Below are 21,406 nucleotides of genomic sequence, written 5' to 3' on the forward strand. Positions count from 1 at the left end.
AGGAGCATTAGGTACGGTGCCTGTTGCACTTCAGCCTTGGCTGCCATCACGTGCCCGATCCCCAGAATCCCCACACGACCGCATGCAAGTCACAATCACTCAGGAGGTCGGAATTTGGGACTGTAATTTAAACGGTGTAACTCCAGAGAATTAGGAGGTTGCCGTGACTGATGTGATTAGTGATGTGACTGCTGCGACGAGCATGGTTGCGCCGGCTCCGGCGGACGCGCTGGATGAGCAGTTGGTGCAGCAGCTGAGTGAGCGGGCGCGTGCGGAAGGCCTGCGGCTGACCGGTGAGGGCGGGCTGCTGTCCCGGCTGACGAAGATGGTCGTGGAATCGGCGCTGGAGGGCGAGATGGAGGACCATCTGGGCTACGCCCGGCACGATCCGGCTGGCAGGGACGGCGGGAACTCGCGGAACGGCACCCGGTCCAAGGAGCTGTTGACCGAGGCCGGTCCGGTGCAGATCGCGGTGCCGCGGGATCGGGACGGCTCGTTCACCCCGGAGCTGGTCAGGAAGCGGCAGCGCCGCCTGTCCGGGCTCGATGACCTGGTCATTTCGCTGTCCGCCAAGGGACTCACGTACGGGGAGATCTGCGCCCACCTGGCCGAGGTCTACGGCGCGGAGGTCTCCAAGCAGACGATCTCCACCATCACGGAGAAGGTCTTGGAGGGTTTGGCGGCCTGGCAGAGCCGGCCGCTGGATCCGGTCTATCCGGTGATCTTCATCGACGCGGTGATCGTGAAGATCCGCGACGGGCAGGTCACGAACCGGCCGATCTACGTGGCGCTGGCGGTGACCTGCGAGGGCACCCGTGACATTCTTGGGCTCTGGGCCGGCGAGCACGGTGACGGGGAGGGGGCGAAGTACTGGCTGCGGGTCCTGTCCGAGATCAAGAACCGCGGCACCCAGGACTGCCTGATTGTGGTCTGTGACGGGCTCAAGGGCCTGCCCGAGGCCATCGCCACCGTCTGGCCGCAGACGATCACCCAGACCTGCATTGTTCACCTTTTGCGCAACTCGTTCCGCTACGCGTCGAAGAAGGACTGGTCCGCGATCGCGAAGGACCTCAAGCCCGTCTATACGGCGGCGTCGGAATCCGATGCCCTGGACCGGTTCGTGGAGTTCAGCGAGAAGTGGGAGAAGCGTTACCCGGCGATCATCCGGCTGTGGACCAACGCCTGGGCCGAGTTCGTGCCCTTCCTGCAGTTCGGCCGCGAGATCCGCACGATCATCTGCACGACCAACGCCATAGAGAGCATCAACGCGCGCATCCGGCGAGCCGTGAATGCCCGCGGACACTTCCCCACGGAGCAGGCCGCGCTCAAATGCGTCTATCTGGCGGTCATGAGTCTGGACCCCACCGGGACGGGCCGACAACGCTGGTCCAACCGCTGGAAGGCTGCGCTCAATGCCTTCGAAGTCACCTTCGACGGACGCCTGTCCGCCGGCAAGAAATAAAATCAAAACCAGTTACACCGAAAACTTGACGCTGATACTGGAAGGGTCCGGGAATGCAGTGACCCGATACTTGACTGGCGGCCCCCTTCGGGGGACCTGTCCTTGACCTGATTTGTCCTGCGTTCCCGGGACCAGCCGTGGGCTCTGCCGGTTCATGACCTCATAGGAGCATGACCGATCCCATGACCAGTTGGCCCTGCCATGGTGCGCGTCCCTTCAGCGTCCTGTCTGCGGCCGACAGGGCCAACGGTGACAACCCGAACCGTTGCTTGGAAGGACACCATATGCCACACGCGAGAGCGGATGTCGACGCGGCCGGACGCGTCGCCGGGGTCGACACCCACACCGACACTCACACCCTTGCCATTCTCACCGAGAACGGCGCGGTGGTCTCCACCGCGACGTTCACGGCGGACAGCCGTGGCTATGCCGCGCTCATCGATGCCGTAGCCTCAGCCGGCCCCGTCCGGGGGATCGGTGTCGAGGGCACCAACTCCTACGGCGCCGGCCTGACCCGGGCCCTTCAGTCCGCCGGACACACCGTGCTGGAAGTCCTGCGCCCTACCCGGCAGGTGCGCCGGATGAATGGGAAATCAGATCCTGTCGACGCAGTCGAAGCTGCCCGTACGGTGCTTTCCGGCCGTGGCATCTCCATCCCGAAAGACACCAACACCGCCGCTGAATCCATCCGATTCCTGCTCGGCGCGCGGAAACGGTTCGTCTCCTCCATGACCTCGATCTCCAACGCCATTAAAGGGCTGCTGATCACCGCTCCAGAACCGGTCCGCGCCAGATACCGGGACCTGGACACGGACGCGCTGCTGCGCCGTCTGGCCAGTAGTCGTCCTGGATCCGATCTGGCCGGCCCTGAAGACGCCGCCGGGCTGGCCCTGAAGACGATGGCTTGCGCCCACCAGGAGCTCTCAGACCGCGTCGCCGGCATCGAGACGCAATTGCATGAACTCGTCCAGGCGCACCACCCAGCATTGCTGGATGTCTACGGCGTCGGGACCCTGGTCGCCGCGCAACTCGTCGTGACCGCGGGCGGCAACCCAGAGCGGATCCGCAACGAAGCGTCGTTCGCCGCGCTCTGCGGCGCCGCGCCAATCCCGGCGTCCTCCGGGCGCACCACCCGCCACCGGCTCAACCGTGGCGGCGACAGACAGGGTAACGCCGCCCTCCACCGCATCGCACTCGTCCGAATGCGCCACGACCCCAAAACCCGCGCCTACGTCGAGCGCCGCACACAGGATGGCAAGAGCAAGAAGGAAATCATCCGCTGCCTCAAAAGGGCCATCGTCCGAGAGATCTACCGCATCCTTACCAGCCCAGCAGTAAGGACGGTCCAAGCCGACCTCCGCGCCATTCGCACGAAAAAGAACATCACCCTCAGTCAAGTGGCCGTAGCCTTAAGCACGTGGCCCGCCCGGATCTCCGATATCGAGCGCAAAGCCCGGCCGCTGCCCGAACTCGCCGATCGCTACAGAAACTGGCTCGCCACCGCTTGACACACGATAGGAGCATCAGACCCTCAGCTGGCCGAGGATTCCTCCCGGGAAGCCAACGTGGCCAAGGCAATCGACCTGTTCGCGTCCATGCCCGCCGTCGTTGCCTACGATCAGCGCCGCCGGCGGGGGCAGAACCTGGTGGAGCCCCGCGCTGACCTTGGCTACTCCGCCAACTTCCTGTGGATGTCCTTCGGTGAAGAAGCCGCACCCGAGGTTGTCGAGGCCTTCAACGTCTCGATGATCCTCTACGCCGAGCACTCCTTCAACGCCTCCACCTTCACAGCTCGAGTGGTGACGTCTACGTTGTCTGATCTTCATTCAGCCGTGACGGCGGCCATTGGCGCGCTCAAGGGTCCCCTTCACGGGGGCGCCAATGAAGCCGTCATGCACACCTTCGATGAGATCGGCATCCGTCCGGAGGAATCCCTGGAGGAGGCTGCAGCCCGGGCCAAGGCCTGGATGGAACATGCGCTGGCCAACAAGAAGAAGGTGATGGGCTTCGGGCACCGCGTCTACAAGCACGGCGATTCCCGCGTGCCCACGATGAAGGCGGCCCTGGACAAGATGATCGCCCACTACGGCCGTCCCCTAGTCCGTTACGATGTGCGTGAAGGGCTGCGAATCGCAGCAATGTTTGGTCCGGTCGCAGCCGAATCCTAGTAGTACTTTGTTAGGTTGGTGGGGCGTGTTGGCAGTAGGGGCAGCGTCTGAGCTGTCGGATGAGGATCCGTTGGAGTTCCTTGAGGACCCCGTACAGGCTCAGGCTGCCCCTGCTGCTTTTGGGGTGGCAAGGCGTTTTTTGGTGATGAACAGGTGTGCTGCGGACACGAGGGTGACGTGGTGGTGGAAGCCCGGGAAGGATCGTCCTTCGAAGTGGGAAAGGCCGAGGCCGGTTTTCAGTTCGCGGTAGTCGTGTTCAATGCGCCACCGGATTTTCGCCAGCCTGACCAAGGTCCTGGTTGGTGTGTCGGCGGGCAGGTCGGAGAGCCAGTAGTCGGTGGGCTCCTTGGCGCCGGGTGGCCATTCGGCGATCAGCCAGGCCTCGGGCAACGATCCGTCTTCGCCGGGGGCGATGTGCCGGCTGGCAGGTCTGACGCGCAGGGCCAGGAAGCGGGATTTCATGGCCGCGGTCCTGTTGGTGCCGGTGTTCTTGGTGCCGTGCCGCCAGGTGATCCTGCGTAGTTGTCCCCTTCCGGCGGCCACCGCGAGTTCGGCCAGGCTGGCCGGGTCCTGTCGGTAGCGGGGCACACTGGGCCTGCCCCTGGGGCCGGAGCGTTCGGCGAGTTCGGGAACGGCATTGGCCGGGTAGGCGCTGGTGGATGCCTTGACCGCCATCACCCACGGAATGGACCGCCGGGTCAGCTCAAGCCGGAACAGCGCGTTGTCCCCGTACCCGGCGTCGGCAACCGCGACCGGGCACCTGCGCCCCCAATGGGCGAGTTCATCGATCATCTCCAGCGCGAGTTCCCACTTGGGCCGGTGCCGTACGTATTCGGGGATCTTCGCCTTGATCCGGCGGGCGGCGACGGCTTCGGCGTGCTCGTTGGTGTCCGCACAGGCGTCATCCCAGGCCTCGGGCACGAACAGGCGCCAGTTCACCGGGGCCGAGGCATGGTCGGTGACCATGTGCACGGTGGAGGCAACCTGGCAGTTGCCGATCTTGCCCAGCGTGCCCGAGTACTGGCGCGCCACGCACGCCGAGGCGGCCCCGTCCTTCTTGAACCCGGTATCGTCAATCACCCACGCCTCCGGCACGATAGCCTCATCGGCCAGGGCTGCCAGGCGGCGGCGGACCGGCTCCACCTCCCACGGCGAGGACGTAACGAACTGCTGCAGCTGCTGGTGGTCCACATCCAGGCGCTCCGCCATCGGCTGCATCGACTTGCGCCGCCCCTCCAGCATCAACCCCTGCAGATACAGCCGGCCCTTCGCCCGCTGGTCCTTCCGGCCCAACGACGCGAACACCTGCCCGACGTAATCCTCCAGCTCGACCCGCAGTCCTGCCTCTTCCATGCCCACGAAACGAAATTAACAGCTCAGGCCAGCGATTAAAAGCCCCTCACCGAAGACCTAACAAAGTACTACTAGTCAATTGCCTCGTTATTGCCACGTGTCAAAAGCTCTGCAACATCGTTGACGATCGCCCGCGTTGTGGTTGGCCAGGCCAGCCAGGTGTGCTGGTTGATCTCGGGGCCGGTTAGGGGCAACCACGGCCACCCGGGCACGAGTCTGGCGGCGCTCGTCGCATTGAGGACAATGCCCATTGCCTGGGAGGTTTCGGCGCAAAAAAAAGCGTTCTCTGTGAATCTGGCGAATTGCCACATCGGCGAGACTCCCGCCTCATGCGCGGCCGCCAGCAGCCGGTCGTATTCACTGGGCACCTGTTCTCTGGCGTGGGCGAGAACCCTAAGCCCGTCCAGGTCCTGCAGGTTGCAGTTCGCGGCTGTCCCCAGCGGGTGAGTGGGCCGGATAGCCAGGCCGAAGGGCCGTTCGAGCACCCGGTGGCGGTGCATGGTGGCCGGTGGGTCCTGATGCACGAAGGCCAGATCCAGGATGCCTTCCCCGGTCATCTTCAGCAGCTCGGTGCTGCTCGCATCGGTGATGTCCAGATGCGCCGGGGATTCCTCGGCCATCAGGGGCCCGAGCCGGCCCGTCAGCCATTCGGCCGGCAACCCGGGGGCAATTCCTAATGCGACTGTCTCTTTGGACTGTGTGGCAGAGGTAGTGACTTCCCGGGTGGAGTCCGCAAGCCGGAGAATGCGAAGGGCGTGGCCGTGAAGGGCGGTACCGGCCGGCGTGGGTTCAACCCCTTTGGGTGTCCGCTCCAGCAGGCGGGCCCCGCTTTCGTTCTCCAACTGCTGTATCTGCCGGCTCAGGGCCGGCTGGGTGATGTGGAGGCGCTGGGCCGCCCTGGTCAGCGAGCCTTCCGCGATGACCACGAGGAAATACCGCAGATGCCGCAGTTCCATGAACGCCTCCTTTTCTCTCCGCTGGTAGACGCCTGAAAGGGGCGTGGCATGCTTTTGAGGCATGTCCTACTCCATATATTGGCATTGGATTCCCCAATACTCCCACTGGGATCCTGTGATGGAGGGCACGGTTTTGGTGCGTCGCAAGCAAAAGTTTCAAGGGAGTACATGATTCATGGTTATGTCTGAGCATTTTGATGTTGTTGTGGTTGGTGGAGGCGCAGGTGGGATCGCCGCCGCGATCGGCGCCGCGAACGCCGGCGCCAACGTCTGCCTGATCGAGCAGTACCCGTACCTGGGCGGCGCGGCAACCAACAGCTCGGTTCTGGCGTTCTGCGGTTTCTACGACCAGCAGCAGCAGCAAGTCGTCGACGGCGTCGGCGGGGACATCCTTCGTCGGCTCAAGGCCCGGGGCGTCTACGAGGAGAAGGTGATGGGGTGGACCGGCAACCGCATCGTCCTACTGGACCTCGAATCGACGAAGGTCGTATGCGATGAGGCTGTTTCGGAAGTCGGAGTGCACGTTCGGCTGCACACCAGGCTCATCAGCGCCTCTTGCTCGGCCGGACGGGTGACCTCCGTTGAGGTGAACCACCGGGGCGGCAACAAGCTAATCACCGCCGACGCATTCATCGACGCCAGCGGCGACGGGGCGCTGACCGCCTATTCCGGAGCCGGAATCCACGATGTTCCCGTCGAGCGCCGGCAGACCAACACCCTGACCTGCCGGTTCGGGGGAGTCGCCGCAGACGCGGACCTGTCGAAGGAGAAAATGCGCCAGGCAGTGACTGCGTACGCCCAAGAGACCGGCACCAAGCTGGTCCGCGACGGCGGCATCGCCGTCCGGTTGCCCATCACCGGGGAGATCATGGCCCTGCTGGTGGACGAACATTTTGACACCCTGAACGCAGAGGAAATCTCCAAAGCCGAGGCCAGCGGCAGAGCGCAGGCCTGGAAATACCTGGAAGCATTTCAAAAGCACATGCCCGGCTGGCAAGGAGCCTACCTGGTCGAAACCGGGCCGCAAATTGGAATCAGGGAAAGCCGCCGCCTTCAGGGGCGGATGACAATCACCGCCCAAGACGTGCTCCATGCACGCAAGCAGCCCGATCAGTCGATTGGCCGCTGCGGGTGGCCAATCGAGGATCACGCAGGCCCGGGCGTGACCAACTACACCAAAATTGATAACGGCCACTGGTACGACATCCCCTACGGGGCGATCTGCTCCGCCACGACCGACAACCTATGGGGCGTGGGACGGCTCACCAGTTCCGATGACGAGGCATTCGCATCCGTCCGAGTGATGGGTACAGCCTTCGCCACCGGCCACGCTGCAGGTATAGCCGCAGCACAATACTCCCAAGGCACTACCCACGACATCTTGGCCATTCGTAACGAACTCACCCATCAAGGGGCCATGGTTTAGCCAGGCCCTTCATCCCTTCATGCACTTACATTTCAGAACCGGAGTCTCAATGATGAACTCACAAACCAAACCCCGATACGCCTTTGAGGCGCAGGACATAAATAAGGTTTTTGCTGGTTCCAGTGACATTCAGGCACTCAGCGATATCAACTTAGCCTTGGAAGAGGGCTCGTTCACTTGCATTGTCGGTCCTTCGGGATGCGGCAAGTCAACTTTGCTGCGGATCCTCGGGGACCTCGAGACAACGACGTCTGGCCAAATTCTCAGCAGCCTGAAGGCGGATCGTGTACCTAAGGCAGCCTTTGTCTTCCAAGAGCATGGGGTCTTCCCTTGGTTCAACGTCCTACAAAACGTCGCGTTCGGCGAACAAATGGCTGACGTTGCCCTGACAGAACGTGATGAGCATGCCCGCCACTGGATCAATGAAGTCGGTCTCTCCGGCTTCGAGCAGGCTTACCCTCACCAGCTCTCCGGCGGCATGCGGCAACGTATTGCCATCGCCCGTGCCTTCGCAACCGGTTCCCCAGCCCTGCTCATGGACGAACCACTAGGTGCCCTTGATGCCCAGACCCGCATGTTGATGCAGGAACAACTGGTCAAACTGTGGGAAAAGGATCGCAAAACGGTGGTACTGGTTACTCATTCCATCGAAGAGGCGCTCTTGCTGGGCGACCAAATCGTCATGATGTCCGCCCGCCCCGGCCGGATCAAGGAAATCATTGATGTCCCCTTTGGCCGTCCGCGCAGCATGGAGGTCGAAGCCACCGCTGAATTCGCTCGCATGAAACAAGACATTTGGGATTCACTCCGCGATGAAGTCCAAGCCTCCTTGAGGTTCTCCTGAAATGACACAATCTATGACACAGCAAACCAATCTTCACCGGAACGACACTGACAAGATTGATCTGCAAACCGCGATCAAACGGGTCCGTCGCAAGGAACGCGACCTGCAACTACGCGACGTACTCCTATCCATCCTCACTCCCGTGCTCCTTGTCGGGCTGTGGGAAGCGTCCGCACGCACGGGCTTGATCGATGCACGGCTTTTTTCTCCCCCCAGCCAAATCGCCGCCCAAGCTTGGGAGATGGCCACAACCGGTGAACTCCTCCGGCATACCGGTGCCACTGTTGGCCGCCTAGTGGCGGGTTTTGCAGCAGGTGCCATTGCGGGGATCAGCGTTGGTCTCCTGATGGGGGTCTCCCGTTCTCTACGTGCGGCGCTGGGACCGACGTTTACCGCCCTCTATGCCTTGCCCAAAATAGCCATCCTCCCACTGCTGCTCTTGATCTTCGGCTTGACCGAAACTCCCAAGATCCTCTCTGTGGCCATCTCCGTCTTCTTTGTCCTCCAGATCAACACGCTTGCCGGAATCGTGCAGATCGATGCACGAATCCTGGAGGCCGCCCGCGCCTACAAAGCAACCGGTCCAAAGCTATTTCGCCATGTCCTGCTCCCCGGAGCAATGCCGGCCATCATGACCGGACTCCGCGTTGCAGCAGGAATGTCGGTCATTGTTATCACAGCAGTTGAATTTGTCGCTTCCAATGACGGCCTCGGCTATATCATCTGGAATTCTTGGCAGCTTTTCCAACCGTCGAAGATGTATGTGGGCCTCATAGTCGTGTCCCTCGTAGGCGCGCTGGTTACGGGTCTGATCCTTGTCCTGGAACGGGTCCTCATTCCTTGGAAGTACTCCAATAAACGTAGAAAGAAGGTAAACAAGTGAGAAAAACCATGCTGGTCGCCGCACTTGCAGCCGCCTCAATTTCCCTAGCCGGCTGTGGCACGGCAAGCACGTCCCCGGCTGGCACAGAGGGCGATTCCTCAGTCGAGGTCGGCATCGTACAGTTGCCCATTTTTGCCCCTATCTACGTAGCGAAAGCCAAAGGATACTTCGAAGACGAAGGCCTGAACGTGAATCTGCAAACCGTAAAATCTGGTTCCGACGCGGTTCCACTGGCATCAAGCGGCAAGCTCGACGTCGTTGCTGCTGGCTTCTCTGCCGGCATGTTCAGCGCGATCAAAAGCGGGTTGAACATCAAGATCACTGGGTCCATGGGCGTGTCGGATGGAAACACTGAAGCCAGCCCTACTGATCTGGTGGTATCCAAGGCGGCATACGACGCTGGCTCCATCACATCCGTTGCGGATCTGAAAGGCAAAAACGTAGGTGCGGCCGGAGGCACCGGTGGTGCCGGCGCCTACCTGCTGTCCCTAGCACTCAAGGACGCCGGTCTTAGCCTGAACGATGTCAAGGTTGTCAACCTGGGTAACCCGGATATGCCGACTGCCATCAGCAACGGCGGTCTGGACGCTGGACTCATTTCCGCTCCCTTTTCGTCCGTAGCCTTAAAGGAAGGAGTAGGAGTCTCACTTGGAGTCCCACCAGCGGGAACATCAGGCACCGGCGTTATATTTGGCGACCAGTTCGCAGAGACTGACAAGGCGCAGAAGTTCTTCAATGCCATTGCAAAAGCATCGAAGGATCTTCAGGGAGAGAACCGATACTCCGACGAGAATCTAAAGATCATCGCTGGTGCGACAGGGCAGACCCCAGAAGAGGTCAAAGCAGTACCGCTCTACACGTGGCTTCCGGATCTGAAACCCCTGCCCGAACAGTTGGCGGACATGGAGTCCGTGTGGATGCAAGCGGGTGCCCTGGAGTACGACCAACCGCTCCCGCAAGATACCTACATTGATACGTCATTCGCGGAAAACGTCAAATAACACCCATTAGCAGCAAGGCCGGCATGTGATCGCTCGACAGCATGCCGGCCCCGCTACTGCTTCGCTTTGCTGCATGCCTGAGAGGCTCTGAGCATTGTCCTCTAGCCAATGCGACTCCGCATCGACGAATGGAACACCAGTATGGCTTGGCCCCCCGCATGTGACCGCGCAGAGTCCGAACCTGTGCCCCCGCTGGTGGTCATCGGCAACACGGCCTGCGGCAAAACCACCGTTGGACGGCGGATCGCCGAACTCCTAAAGGTTCCCTTTGTTGACCTCGATGATGTCATCGTCGCACGCCACGGCGCCCTACCAGAGATATTCGCTGAAGGCGGCGAGGAAACGTTCCGAAACCTCGAGGCGAGCACTGCTGCAGACCTAATCACAACAGCCACAACCCGGTACGTGCTCGCGTTCGGCGGAGGTGCCATCATGCGGCCGGAGACCCAGAACCTCCTCACCAACGGGTGCGTAGTATGGATCGATGCAGACTTGGGAACTGTGCTTCCACGGCTGCAGGCACGGCGCAACCGGCCGCTTCTCAAGAACGACATTGCCAATATGTGGCAGGAACTCGATGTCATACGCCGTCCTGTATTTCGTCGGATGGCGGGCCTCCGTGTTGATGCCAGTTCCGGATCGGTGGACCACTTGGCCCAATACGCCGTCGAATGGGCGCTGAACGAGTGGGCGTTACCAGCTGCATACGGGGCAAGGGCCCACGAGCGAAGCGCTGCCGGCAGCGGTAGCTCTGTAAAAGACCGCGGCTGCGACATGGAGTGCGTGAACCCCCAAGTGACTGCGGTTGCTGCGAGGCCAAGATCGCTGTGAAGAGTCGGTCCTGCGGACGCAGCGTGTTACGTCAAAGGCGGCAGCTACTCCACCACAGCAGGAATAAGGCCGGGCCAATGGCATGCTCGAATGTCAGGCTACAGCCCAAGGCCATGTGACTTCCAAAAACGTTCAGGGCTTGTATGAGGGGATGAAGCGCACCAACTCGCTATGGCCCTGGAGCTCCATAAGGCCCTGGCCAGGACCGATCCCGACGGGCCGGAAGAACTCCCGGATCTGCTCGCGGTGCCACCACCTGCCGACAATACTCGTCACTGTACAACATGTCTAAGACACCATTCGCCGACGTCAAGAATTTCGGCAAGATTCCAAACAGCGGAGACAACCGGGCTGTTGATTCCCAGGCTGGCCTTGCCACGAAAGTCGATTGGCGCATTGAGAACAACAAAACATCGGCCTGAACGCCGGCCAGAACAGATCCGCCGCGTCGCTGAGAATTTCTCAACGGTTCTCCAGGTAGCCCTTTCCACCGACGAAATCGACGCTGCGGGTTGCGCATCACGTCGTCGCGGTGTTCCACTCGCCACTGGTACGCCGGTCAGATCCGGAATCCGGTTTGTACACCATCACCATGGATGCCCAGGCTCGCCACACCACACCAGTCATTCGGTCAAAATGAGGCGGCGTTCGCGGCGAAGGCCATAGGCGCCGCTTCCCCTGCCTTTGACGAAGTCGAGTCCATTTTAGGTCGCAGACCCAGTCATCCGCATCACCAGGTGCGCCGCCGCGCTGACCTTCTCGCGTGCCTCCCGGGACCAGCCGAGCCAGAGCGTCATGCCGGTGCGCAGCTCTTCGATCGAACCCCAATGCCAGCCAGGTAGTTGTCGGCGTGCGGTGGCCTCGCCACAGAACACTGCATCTGCCTGCGCTGCGACAGCGCATGCTCGAGCGTGCTCGGCGAACCGCCCAAACACCCACAGGACGACGACACCGGAGTCTTCAATCTCCCGGATCGCCAGGTCGTGCGAGGCCGGAACCTGATCCTGCATGCGCGCGAGAATGCGCAGACCGGCCAGATCCGCTAGGCCGAAGGCGTTCTGCTTCGCCAACCGGTGCTCGGGCGGGACCGCGATTCCGAAAGGGTGAGATGATTCGGACAGCGCGGCACGGCGGAGATTGCCCGGAGGGCGTTGATTGATGAGCATCAGATCAATCTGCCCCTCCCGGAGCATGCGTAGTTGCTCGACGGTGTAGGCCTCGAACACCTGAAACGGCACAGTCGGCAGGGCGGCTTGCAGGGCTGATATGAGATCAAGGAACCATTGCTCGGAGACGGTCGGCGGCACGCCGAGAACCACCGGCTGCTCGGCGTGGGTTGTTGATGCCACGATGTGGCGGGTGGCCGATTCCAACCGCAGCAGCTGCCGGCCGTGGCCTATCAACGCCTCGCCCGCTGGCGTCAGGACGACACCCTTGGTCGTGCGGTCGAACAGGCGTTGACCTAAATTCCGTTCCAGATCAACGATTTGGCGACTGAGGGCGGGTTGGCTGATATGCAGCCTCTGGGCAGCACGCCCGAAGCTTCCTTCCTCGGATACGGCCAAGAAGTACCGGATATGTCGTAGCTCCATTAGCACAGATGCTACCCCGAAAGTCATACCTTGCGGGCATCGCCGCGTTACCGGAAAAGTCTTGGACAGACTCTGCGCTCAGGCAGTTAACTCGATCACACGGACATTGCGGCATAACACCGCGCGTCCGCCATCGCCCGAACCGAGCGCGTCTGACGCCGCCTATTCGTCATGCCCCCCGATATGGAGATCATTGTGAACATCCCAGGTGAATGGATCACCGAGCCCGCCCGCCACACCCACGTGCTTCGGGAGGTTGATGTCGCCGTCGTGGGCGGGGGCCCGTCCGGGGTCTGTGCTGCCATAGCTGCGGCACGTACCGGCGCTAGCACGATTCTGCTGGAGCGAGCAGGCTTCCTCGGCGGCACGGCCACCGGTGCGATGGTGGCGAGTTTCATGGGCTACTGCTGGCGGAACAGGCGCGTCACCGGGGGTATTGCGGACGAAATCCTGCGCGGCCTCGCCGACGCCGGCGGAGGCCCCGGCTTCATGCATTACGTGATGGCCGAAGCCACCGACCACCCGTACGATGTCTTCACCTACCCCTTCGATCCCGAGGTGCTCAAGTTCGTCCTCGACGACTTGGTCGCCGCCAGCGGCGTCGAGGTCATGCTGCACTCGCAGGTAGTGGCCCCGTTCATCCAGGATGACGGCACGGTCGGTGGAGTCATCGTGGAAGGCCGCAGTGGCCGCGACCTTGTGCGCGCCAAGGTCGTCGTCGACGCGGGAGCGGATGGATTGATTGCGCGCGGCGCCGGTGCACGGGCCCTCAACCAGGCCCAGGACCGCCGTTCCCGGCAACCGATGACGTTGATGGCCCGGCTCACCGAGGTCGACGTCAAGCGCTTCCGCGCCCTGCCGCGACAGGACAAGCAACGACTCTCCCGAGCTGGCATGGCGAGCGGCGAACTCGCGCAACGGATCATGTCCGTGGTCTCGGCGCCAGGCGGAACCGACGCGTTCATTCTGATGACCCGTGTCAGTGGCTACGACGGAGCCGATTCGGTTGACTTAACAGCCGCCGAATTCGAAGGGCGCCGTCAGGCGCGCGCGGTCATCGCTTTCCTCAAGCGCGAAGTGCCCGGATTTGAACAATGCCGCCTAGTCACCTTGGCACCGTGGATCGGTATCCGAGAGACGTGGCAGATTGAGGGAGACTACGTGCTCACCGGCGAAGACGTAATTGCTGGTCGTCAGTTCTACGACGGAATCGCTTTGGGTGGTGGACCGTTGGATCTTCACCACCCGGTCGGCGGTGACATCACCTTGCTTGAGCCCGCCCAGCCATTCGCCACACCCTATCGCTGCCTGCTCCCTACCGGGGTCGAGAACCTACTGGTCACCGGCCGCAGCGTATCCGCGACGATGGAGGCGCATGGCGCCCTGCGCCACATGGGTTCGGCGATGGCACTCGGACAGGCGGCCGGAACAGCCGCAGGGATCGCGGTAAAGCAAGGCACGACACCCCGCTTGGTCAAAACCGACGATCTCCGTGCACTACTGCTCGAACACGACGCCTGCATCGACGTCGAGACAGTACTCCACTCGGACACTCCGACAATCTCCGCCACGGTGAACTAGCCGACCCGCAACGTCGGTTGCCGGCCTCGACGCTGGTGCCGAACAGGCAACCGATCGAGAAACGGCCAACCGGCTGGTTACATGTAGGACCGAGTCCGGACCCCGGTCGATTCACCCCTCTTCAGTAGACGCTCTGGCCGCGCGGTCGCCAAGCGAAATTCCCTGCCTTGAACTTCTTCCACGGCAGGCTTCGAAAGGATTTGAGATGTCCCCAGTCGATAGTCGACGCACCAAAGCCGACCCACGACTTGGCGTCACCCGTCAGCTCTGGTTCTGGGTCCTAGTCGCGATCGTCGCCGCGACCATCCTCGGACTTGTCGCCCCGACCCTGGCCAAGAATCTGCAACCCTTGGGCACGGTATTCATCACCGCGATCAAGATGATCGTAGGACCGATCGTCTTCTCACTGGTTGTCACCGGAATCGGAGGCGTCAGCAACCTCAAAGAGGCAGGAAGAATCGGGCTCCGGTCGATTATTTACTTCGAGATCGTCACCACCGTGGCCATCGTCCTCGGCCTGGTCGCGGTCAACGTCTTTAAGCCGGGCGCCGGACTCGACATCGACCCCGCCTCGATCGACATGTCCGAGGACCTCGCCGGCTATATCGGCCAAGGCGAGCACAAGAACTGGTGGGATTTCCTTCTGGGAATAGTCCCTAAAAGCATGGTCAGCCCGTTCGTCGACGGCAACATCCTGCAAATTTTGTTCATTGCGATCCTCGTCGCCATCGCGATCCAACTCGTCGGGGCACCCGCGCGCCCGTTGGTCTCAGGCCTTGAGAAGGTCAACCTGGTGATGTTCAAGGTCCTCAAGTTGGTCATGTACGCAGCTCCGATCGGCGTCTTCGGTGCACTCACAGCGATGATCGGCTCCTATGGCCTTGAGACATTGGCAAGCCTGGGTAGGCTGATCGGTCTCTACTGGGCGACCTGCGTCCTCTTCATCGTATGCGTCCTCGGTGCGATCATGTGGGCGATGGGGCTGAACCTGTTCAAGCTGCTGCGCTACATTAAAGAGGAAATTTTGATCGTGCTGGGCACGTCGTCTTCCGAATCGGTTCTGCCGCAGATCCTTCTGAAGCTGGAAAAGCTGGGAGCGCCACGAGAAGTAGTCGGGCTCACGGTCCCCACCGGCTATTCATTCAACCAGGACGGCACCTCGATCTACTACAGCGTCTGCGCGGTCTTCATCGCCCAAGCCACCGGGGTGGAATTAAGCATCTGGGCACAGATCGGATTGGTTCTCGTCCTGATGCTGACATCCAAGGGAGTCGCAGCGGTCACCGGAGCAGGATTCATCGTGCTCGCGGCAACCCTATCGGTGATTGGTTCCATCCCGGTCGCCGGAATCATGCTGATCTTCGGAATAAACCGGTTCCTCTCCGACGGTGCGGCAATCACCAATTTGTGCGGAAACACCGTCGCAGGGTTGGTCATCTCCAAATGGGAAGGCGTCCTCGACGTTGATCGCACCAAGAGAGTCCTCGATCGAAAGTTCGTCGAACCACTGACGGACAACTCCGAGCTCGACACCAGAGCCCGGGTCTGATCAACTGCATTCTCTAGGGCTCCTGCTCTTTCCGTACATGGACACTAAGGTCACACCACCAGTACAGCACCCTTCCTCCATCTGCCCGCCAGGGGTCGGGTGCGGAGTCGCTGGGCATGCAGTGAGTGTCTTCAGCCCTGAACCGGCGACCTCGCACGGACGGCGCCTGCCGCGCCACGGCACCTGCCGAATCGGCCATGGCCAGCATCGTTAGGGCGTGCTAATCCAGGGCTATTCCTGCAGGCGTCGAAGCCATTCCCGTAGGCAAGCTTTCAAAAGGGCCGATGCGATACTCACGCTTCAGCTAGCGTATCCGACCAGCCAATGCGGACTTGGGACATCAGCAACTGCTCTGCCGCCCGTGAGATTGACTTTTGGCTGACGACAGTCACGAAATACTGCAACTGGCCCGAGCTCCACACGCTGCCCGCCAGCAATCCCACAGTTCCACAAAATTCATACCTACAGGTTATGACCCCTCGCCAAAAAGGGCATTGGACCCCTGTTCTAGAGCGAGTTCTAATTATGACTAAGGCCATATGCACGCCACCGGTTACAGGCAGACGTTGAATATCCCGAACTGCGCGACCGCACTTCACGCCCCCGCCCGATGACCGCATCCCTTGAAAGAAGAAAGTCGATGACGACTACACAGACAGAAACCCGGCAATCGCCCTACCGCTGGGTCATCCTCACCCTGGCCTGGGCAGCCTTCACCATGACCTCCGTCGACCGGGCGACATGGGGCCCGGCAGCCGGCGCCGTCGGAGACGACCTCGGAGTCGCGGTCGCCGGACTAGGACTCTTCGCCACCACCTATTACATCGGCTACGTCCTTTCCACAGCCTTCGGCGGCTTCCTCGCCGACTGGCTTGGAGGCCGACTCATCGTCGGCATGAGCATCCTCCTTTCGGGCGGCTTCATGCTCGCTTTCGGTGAATCGACCTCTCCCGCAATGGGCTTGGTCTTTCAGGCCTGCATCGGCCTGTGTGCAGGGGCCGAGTTTGGCGGCGGCGTTAGGCTGATTTCCACATGGTTCCACCCTGAAAAGCGGGGCGCGGCCATGGGTATCTTCATGACAGCAACCTCGCTGGGTCTGGTCGTGGCTAACGCCATAGTTCCCAGTCTCATTCAGGCTGCGAGCTGGCGCGCCTCATACCACCTGTTCGGCTTCGCTTCCATTGCACTGGGTATCCTTGCCCTGCTTTTTTTGCGCACCGGTCACGTAAAGAACGAGCAGACCGATAAGAAGAAGGATCTACCAAACCTTCGGCCTCTGATGCGGAACAGGAATCTGTTGATGCTCGGACTTGCCGGTTTCGGTGCGCTGTGGGGAACTTACGGCTTCATCACCTGGTCGAACCTCCTCATGGTCAAGGGCGTCGGCATCGACCCGGTCCAGGCTGGCATCGTCGTGGTGATCTTCGGAGCCGTGGCCATCTTCTCCAAACCACTGATCGGATTCGTCTCCGACGCGCTAAAAATGAGCCGCCGCAATCTGGTCATCATCATCCTCCTTGTGTTCGTCCTAATGCTTGTCGTGTTCAGTTTCGCCACCACTGCCATTCAATTCATCTGGATCGCACCGATTCTCGGCATCGCGGCATACGTCTACAGCCCCGTGATGTTGGCCATGATTCCCACCATGTCCGGTGAAAAGCTTGCTGGCTCCGCGGCTGGTGGAGTGAACGCATTCTGGCAGTTGGGCAGCACCATAGTCCCGGCCATCGTCGGCCTGGTCTTCGGAGCAACCTCATCCTTCCAGTCGGCATTCCTTGTTTTGGCTGCGGGCCCCCTGCTCGCCGTGATTCCAATGCTCGCCATCCGGCAGCAGCCCACTAGCGAGGAAAAGGCGTTACCGGTGGGAGTCGACGCAGAACCGGCCCGCTAGGGCCAACCACCCTCCAACTCGATTCCCGCCACACCGACTATTCCGGGAAAGCACTATGACGTCATCATCGCGCCGGCGGCGGATCAGCAAGGGTGGCCACAGCCATCCGGGCAAGCCGGGCAAGCCGGGCAAGACACTTCTTCTGGAGAGGGACCCTGCCTGGGTGGCGCCGCGGCCCTGCGAAACGTCCTGACCTACTGCGGCCTGTTCACCGGCTAGGACCAGAAACAAGTGCTCTTTGGTGTGATCGAAGATCTCTACCGACTCCTGCGGGAGGCCGGGGCGTAAGCGAACCGCACAGACAACGCCGTCACCATCGTGTTCGACCCGGAACCCCTCCAAGCCCTCGGCATACCCCAAATGATCAGCGGCCAAATGGCCAGTACGGTTGCGCGAGGAAGCTGCCCTGCTCTCTGCAGGCTAAACACTTTGTTGCCCGGGCTGTGAGCGGGGTTGCGACTCGGACGAGCCGCAACCCCGCCGCTGCCCTGGCACCCCGCCGTGTCCGACACAGCGTTTTGGTATTTCCGGCTAACGCGCTCCCCTGGACAGACCGGCCCTTTCACTTGGGAGAGACCACAGATTGACCGGACCGCCGCCAAAGTACACCCAAGCCTGACGTCAGGCAGTCAGATAAACACCGTCAGAATAAGGTCCGGAGGCAGCTCCTGCACATGCCCCGCTGCAGAGTCTTAGATTCAAACCGGACAGACAACCGCCGAAGGAGCATGCCGGGCAGAGGGTGCTTCGCGTGAGTGTCTGGGGTGAAGGTAGGGCCCGCTGCCCACAGCCGGGGACAATCCTTGGGGGTTATCCACCGCTACTGCTGCCGGGGGAGCTACCCCAACGGCTCCCAATTTCCAGCCGTGGATAACCCGGATTGACCCCAGCCATGGACAGCTAAAAGTCGGCTCAGCTCCGGCAGTGTGGTCCGGGCAGCAAAGGCTATTGTGTCCCTCGTTTTTTCATCCGATCGTGACCATCCAGCGGTGCTAGTCAAAGATTCCTGCCTCAGGGGTCTTATGGGGAAGAGCAGTTCTGGGCGCGCTCGTCAAAGTGCGGCTCAGGAGCCCAGCGGCAGTGGTCACCGGGGTGACACCGGCGGCGGCGCCGAGATCGTCGAAGCGGCCTGCGGCCAGCCGCGATCACTGCGAGATGGGAGCCAGTCGGGCCGATTGACGGCGCTTCCGTCGTCGATGCGCGTCTAAGCGGAAGTGGTCCTGAAGAGCCGTTGCGGCCAGCCCTCGGGGAGTCCTCCTGGGCCTTCTGGTGGCCATAGTAAGGTCATGCCGAGCATCGTGTAGGAACTGCCTATCAGCTCGCGGCCGCGGGCGGGGTGGTCCGGCATGTCTCGACGACTCGGTCATCGTCGCGCAGGTAGCAGACCCGCATTCCGAAATACCGGCCGGCGATGAGCGCATCGACTGAGTTGAAGGCACCGAGTACCAGGGCAGCTCCCACTCCAAAATTTACTGGTACCGGTTGCTCTCGTCGAACGGCCCATGGCACAGCACCGTGAAGGTCACGTCTTGCGAGTGCAGGTAGCCCAACTCCATCACCCTGCTGATGCTCACGGTGGCGGGAACTCATCGCTTTGGCCGTGGACCCATTCGTCAATGCCCGGCGGGGCCCGGCGGGGAGCCCGGCACTCTCCGTATCTGATTTGCCGGCGAATATGACCCATCATCGCCGCTGCAGACGTGCTCGGAGGCGTCCACGCTGCGGTTCGCGGTAGGCGGAACCGCTATGGCGAGACACACGAAGCCGTCCGCGGCGCGCGGCCCGGAGTGATCTGAGACGACGCACTCCATACGGCGCCGTAAGAACATGAGTGGTCGCAAGGCGGCGATGAACACCGTCTGTGGGATGACCCGAGAGCTACGCGCATTCGCCGCTAGGTCGGCCTACGCTGCGGCCGGCGCCCCAGTCGAACGGTCGGCCGACGTGGGTGCAAATCAGTTCCGGCTGGCCCCTGGTCGCCGGGCCAGCTGGATGTAAGTGGGAGAACTGGACGGCGGTGCCAGCCGGGTGTCGTCGGCATGGTCGCGCCCGGCGGAAGCCCGTTCGGGTGACTCAAGGCACAGAATTCGTTTGCAGCGGCTGGGCACATTCCGGCGGTTTGAGAGGCCGGTACGGCCAGTGTTGGCGCGGTTATCGCGGGCTAGCCCGGCCAGCCCGGGTGGAGCCTGTTGCCTCATTGCAATACCTCCGGGAAAGGTGATTCGTTGCCTCATTTGAAATCCTCCGGTTGACCCCTTCGTTGCCTCATTGAAAAACCTCCGGATTTTCAGTTGTTCCAGGCCCTGTTGACGGGTTTGACCGCGCCCGGCTGTTTGGCTCGGGCCAGTGTTTCGAGCTGCGCTGTGAGTGCCAGGATCTGGCGTGAGAGTGCGCCGGGTTTGATCTGCCTGAAGGCGGCGTTCATCCGAATGACCGGGCGCTTGCGCATCTTTTCGTGCCGGATGGCGCGCTGGTGGGGCGTGGCAGGTGCGTCGTGTTTCTTGGTCACTTTCGCGCCGTGCCGGTGTTTCTCGAGGAGCTTTTGCTGGGGCAGCAGGTAGTTGGTGAAGATCCGGTCCAGTTCCCAGATCTCGTTGAGTTTCTCGCGTTCCGCGGCGGTGTCGTAGCGGAGGTAGCCGACGAGTTCCCGGACCCTGGCCCAGTTCTTCTGCTCCACGTGCGCGCCGTCGTTCTTGTTCCCGGGACGGGAGCGGGTGAACGTGATCTGGTGGCCGTGGCAGTAGGCGAGCAGGTGCTCGTTGATGAACTCCGAGCCGTTGTCCGAATCGATCCCGATGATGGGAAACGGGAACACAGCGGTGACGTGTTCGAGGGCCTCAAAGACCCATTTGGCCGCCTTGTTCCGCACGGACCGATTCACCGTCCAGCCGGTGGAAATGTCGGTCACTGTCAGGGTAAAGCAGAATTCCCCGAAGCTGTTGCCGCCCTCGTGGCCGACCAGATCGATCTCCACGAATCCCGGGACGGCGTCGTCCCACTCGGCCCAGGTCCGGATCGGGATCTGGGATTTCAGGAGGGTGCCGGGCTTGGTGTGTGACCGGCCCCGCGGGAAAAGTTTCGCCCGTTCACCGACGAGTTTCCGGTCGATGGTCGCCGCGCTCATGCGCATCAGCAAAGCAGCCTGATCATCCGTGATCGCAAGCTCCTTGTCCCGCCGCAATAGCGGCACCAGAACCGGCAGCATCGGGGCCAGCAGCCTGCCGGCAGGAGCCCGCAGCACCGCCCAGCACCTGATCAGCGGCGGGAGCAGATCAGGGCCGTAGACCGGCGTCCTGCCCGGTCTGGGCTTGACGATTTTCAGGACCAGGGCCTCCCGCAAGGCGACCCTGGCATAGTCGCGGTGCCAACCGGTCAGTTCGACCAGCTCGTTCAGGATCCGGGATTTCCCTGCACGATCGGCGCTCTTATAGGCGAGGGCTTTCTTCTTTGTCACAGCTTGCCGCTGGTCCATCGTTAGCTCCATGAAAACGGGCATAACCCCCATCCGCCGCCCCGGCCGGAAACCACGCCGCTACGCGGAGGTTTTCAATTGAGGCAACGTATCCGGCTACGCGGAGGTTTTCTACGAGTCAACGCGCGGAGTTGCGCTGGGGGTTGGGTGGGTGTATTGTTTTCTAAGTCGCCGAGAGGGAGACCAGCGGGAATGCTGGGAACCGGAGGCGGCCAATCCCCTAAATTTTCAAGGCCAGGATCTGGTTGGCGTTTTGTGCGCTGCGGGTTCGGGTGGGGTTGGTTTGGTTGCTGGTGTGGGTCCTGGAAGCGGGATTTGCATCGGGGGCTGGAACCGGGTAAGTTTGAAAAGTTGCTCCGGAGCGATCCACGGCTGAGATGTTGTGGTGGTGCCGGGT

15 protein-coding genes and 1 pseudogene are annotated in these 21,406 nt (G+C 61.7%); 11 read left to right on the forward strand and 5 right to left on the reverse strand.

Annotation, left to right across the window (positions count from 1 at the left end; all coding sequences use genetic code 11):
- Positions 1-202 precede the first annotated feature (202 nt).
- The 3 genes and pseudogenes from QFZ69_RS22380 to QFZ69_RS22390 all read left to right on the forward strand — a co-directional run.
- Positions 203-1,462, forward strand: a complete 1,260-nt coding sequence (locus tag QFZ69_RS22380; RefSeq protein ID WP_306919543.1) for an IS256 family transposase — start codon at positions 203-205, stop codon at positions 1,460-1,462.
- A gap of 284 nt (positions 1,463-1,746) precedes the next feature.
- Positions 1,747-2,970, forward strand: a complete 1,224-nt coding sequence (locus QFZ69_RS22385; RefSeq protein ID WP_306912914.1) for an IS110 family transposase — start codon at positions 1,747-1,749, stop codon at positions 2,968-2,970.
- 24 nt (positions 2,971-2,994) lie between these two features.
- Positions 2,995-3,558, forward strand: a pseudogene (locus QFZ69_RS22390) (citrate/2-methylcitrate synthase); the annotation flags it as partial.
- A 171-nt stretch (positions 3,559-3,729) separates the two neighbouring features.
- Here the strand turns inward: QFZ69_RS22390 and QFZ69_RS22395 are convergent.
- Together QFZ69_RS22395 and QFZ69_RS22400 are read right to left on the reverse strand one after the other, a co-directional pair.
- Positions 3,730-4,983 carry an IS701 family transposase gene (locus QFZ69_RS22395; RefSeq protein WP_306912892.1) on the reverse strand — a complete coding sequence of 418 codons (1,254 nt, stop codon included), beginning with the start codon at positions 4,981-4,983 and terminating at the stop codon, positions 3,730-3,732.
- A gap of 71 nt (positions 4,984-5,054) precedes the next feature.
- On the reverse strand, positions 5,055-5,939 hold the full coding sequence (locus QFZ69_RS22400; protein WP_306914639.1) for a LysR family transcriptional regulator: 885 nt from the start codon (positions 5,937-5,939) through the stop codon (positions 5,055-5,057).
- A 181-nt stretch (positions 5,940-6,120) separates the two neighbouring features.
- Between QFZ69_RS22400 and QFZ69_RS22405 the strand changes: the two genes are divergently transcribed.
- The 5 genes from QFZ69_RS22405 to QFZ69_RS22425 all read left to right on the forward strand — a co-directional run bounded on the left by QFZ69_RS22405 (position 6,121) and on the right by QFZ69_RS22425 (position 10,924).
- Positions 6,121-7,365 carry an FAD-dependent oxidoreductase gene (locus tag QFZ69_RS22405; RefSeq protein WP_306914642.1) on the forward strand — a complete coding sequence of 415 codons (1,245 nt, stop codon included), beginning with the start codon at positions 6,121-6,123 and terminating at the stop codon, positions 7,363-7,365.
- 49 nt (positions 7,366-7,414) lie between these two features.
- Positions 7,415-8,209 carry an ABC transporter ATP-binding protein gene (locus QFZ69_RS22410; protein ID WP_306914643.1) on the forward strand — a complete coding sequence of 265 codons (795 nt, stop codon included), beginning with the start codon at positions 7,415-7,417 and terminating at the stop codon, positions 8,207-8,209.
- Between the two features lie 13 nt (positions 8,210-8,222).
- Entirely contained in the window at positions 8,223-9,092 is an 870-nt protein-coding gene (locus QFZ69_RS22415; protein WP_306914645.1) for an ABC transporter permease, read from the forward strand.
- Positions 9,089-10,093 (forward strand): ABC transporter substrate-binding protein, encoded by a 1,005-nt coding sequence (locus QFZ69_RS22420; RefSeq protein WP_306914647.1) that lies wholly within the window; start codon positions 9,089-9,091, stop codon positions 10,091-10,093. The genes QFZ69_RS22415 and QFZ69_RS22420 overlap by 4 nt, the downstream gene beginning before the upstream one ends.
- Positions 10,094-10,276: 183 nt before the next feature.
- Complete coding sequence (locus tag QFZ69_RS22425; protein WP_306914649.1) at positions 10,277-10,924, forward strand: shikimate kinase; 648 nt, start codon at positions 10,277-10,279, stop codon at positions 10,922-10,924.
- Between the two features lie 704 nt (positions 10,925-11,628).
- On the opposite strand, the gene QFZ69_RS22430 is transcribed toward QFZ69_RS22425, so the two are convergent.
- Positions 11,629-12,516: a LysR family transcriptional regulator gene (locus QFZ69_RS22430; RefSeq protein WP_307000445.1), complete on the reverse strand. Its 888-nt coding sequence runs from the start codon at positions 12,514-12,516 to the stop codon at positions 11,629-11,631.
- Between the two features lie 195 nt (positions 12,517-12,711).
- Here QFZ69_RS22430 and QFZ69_RS22435 point away from each other — a divergent pair, with 195 nt between their 5' ends.
- From QFZ69_RS22435 to QFZ69_RS22445, 3 genes are all read left to right on the forward strand, one after another.
- Complete coding sequence (locus tag QFZ69_RS22435) at positions 12,712-14,097, forward strand: FAD-dependent oxidoreductase (protein ID WP_306914655.1); 1,386 nt, start codon at positions 12,712-12,714, stop codon at positions 14,095-14,097.
- A gap of 205 nt (positions 14,098-14,302) precedes the next feature.
- Complete coding sequence (gene dctA / locus QFZ69_RS22440; RefSeq protein WP_306914657.1) at positions 14,303-15,646, forward strand: C4-dicarboxylate transporter DctA; 1,344 nt, start codon at positions 14,303-14,305, stop codon at positions 15,644-15,646.
- 610 nt (positions 15,647-16,256) lie between these two features.
- The gene (locus QFZ69_RS22445; RefSeq protein WP_306914659.1) at positions 16,257-17,537 is read left to right on the forward strand and encodes a nitrate/nitrite transporter; all 1,281 of its coding nucleotides are present in this window, start codon (positions 16,257-16,259) and stop codon (positions 17,535-17,537) included.
- A 1,314-nt stretch (positions 17,538-18,851) separates the two neighbouring features.
- Here the strand turns inward: QFZ69_RS22445 and QFZ69_RS22450 are convergent.
- On the reverse strand, positions 18,852-18,998 hold the full coding sequence (locus QFZ69_RS22450; protein ID WP_306914661.1) for a hypothetical protein: 147 nt from the start codon (positions 18,996-18,998) through the stop codon (positions 18,852-18,854).
- An 826-nt stretch (positions 18,999-19,824) separates the two neighbouring features.
- Complete coding sequence (locus QFZ69_RS22455; RefSeq protein WP_306914664.1) at positions 19,825-21,009, reverse strand: transposase family protein; 1,185 nt, start codon at positions 21,007-21,009, stop codon at positions 19,825-19,827.
- Positions 21,010-21,406 lie beyond the last annotated feature (397 nt).

Source organism: Arthrobacter sp. V1I7, from assembly GCF_030817015.1.
Lineage (GTDB): Bacteria > Actinomycetota > Actinomycetes > Actinomycetales > Micrococcaceae > Arthrobacter.

Coding starts and splice junctions, on each gene's coding strand:
- QFZ69_RS22380 (WP_306919543.1), top strand. CDS start 203: ATGGTTGCGCCGGCTCCGGCGGACGCGCTGGATGAGCAGTTGGTGCAG.
- QFZ69_RS22385 (WP_306912914.1), top strand. CDS start 1,747: ATGCCACACGCGAGAGCGGATGTCGACGCGGCCGGACGCGTCGCCGGG.
- QFZ69_RS22395 (WP_306912892.1), bottom strand. CDS start 4,983: ATGGAAGAGGCAGGACTGCGGGTCGAGCTGGAGGATTACGTCGGGCAG.
- QFZ69_RS22400 (WP_306914639.1), bottom strand. CDS start 5,939: ATGGAACTGCGGCATCTGCGGTATTTCCTCGTGGTCATCGCGGAAGGC.
- QFZ69_RS22405 (WP_306914642.1), top strand. CDS start 6,121: ATGTCTGAGCATTTTGATGTTGTTGTGGTTGGTGGAGGCGCAGGTGGG.
- QFZ69_RS22410 (WP_306914643.1), top strand. CDS start 7,415: ATGATGAACTCACAAACCAAACCCCGATACGCCTTTGAGGCGCAGGAC.
- QFZ69_RS22415 (WP_306914645.1), top strand. CDS start 8,223: ATGACACAGCAAACCAATCTTCACCGGAACGACACTGACAAGATTGAT.
- QFZ69_RS22430 (WP_307000445.1), bottom strand. CDS start 12,516: ATGGAGCTACGACATATCCGGTACTTCTTGGCCGTATCCGAGGAAGGA.
- dctA (WP_306914657.1), top strand. CDS start 14,303: ATGTCCCCAGTCGATAGTCGACGCACCAAAGCCGACCCACGACTTGGC.
- QFZ69_RS22445 (WP_306914659.1), top strand. CDS start 16,257: ATGACCGCATCCCTTGAAAGAAGAAAGTCGATGACGACTACACAGACA.
- QFZ69_RS22455 (WP_306914664.1), bottom strand. CDS start 21,009: ATGGACCAGCGGCAAGCTGTGACAAAGAAGAAAGCCCTCGCCTATAAG.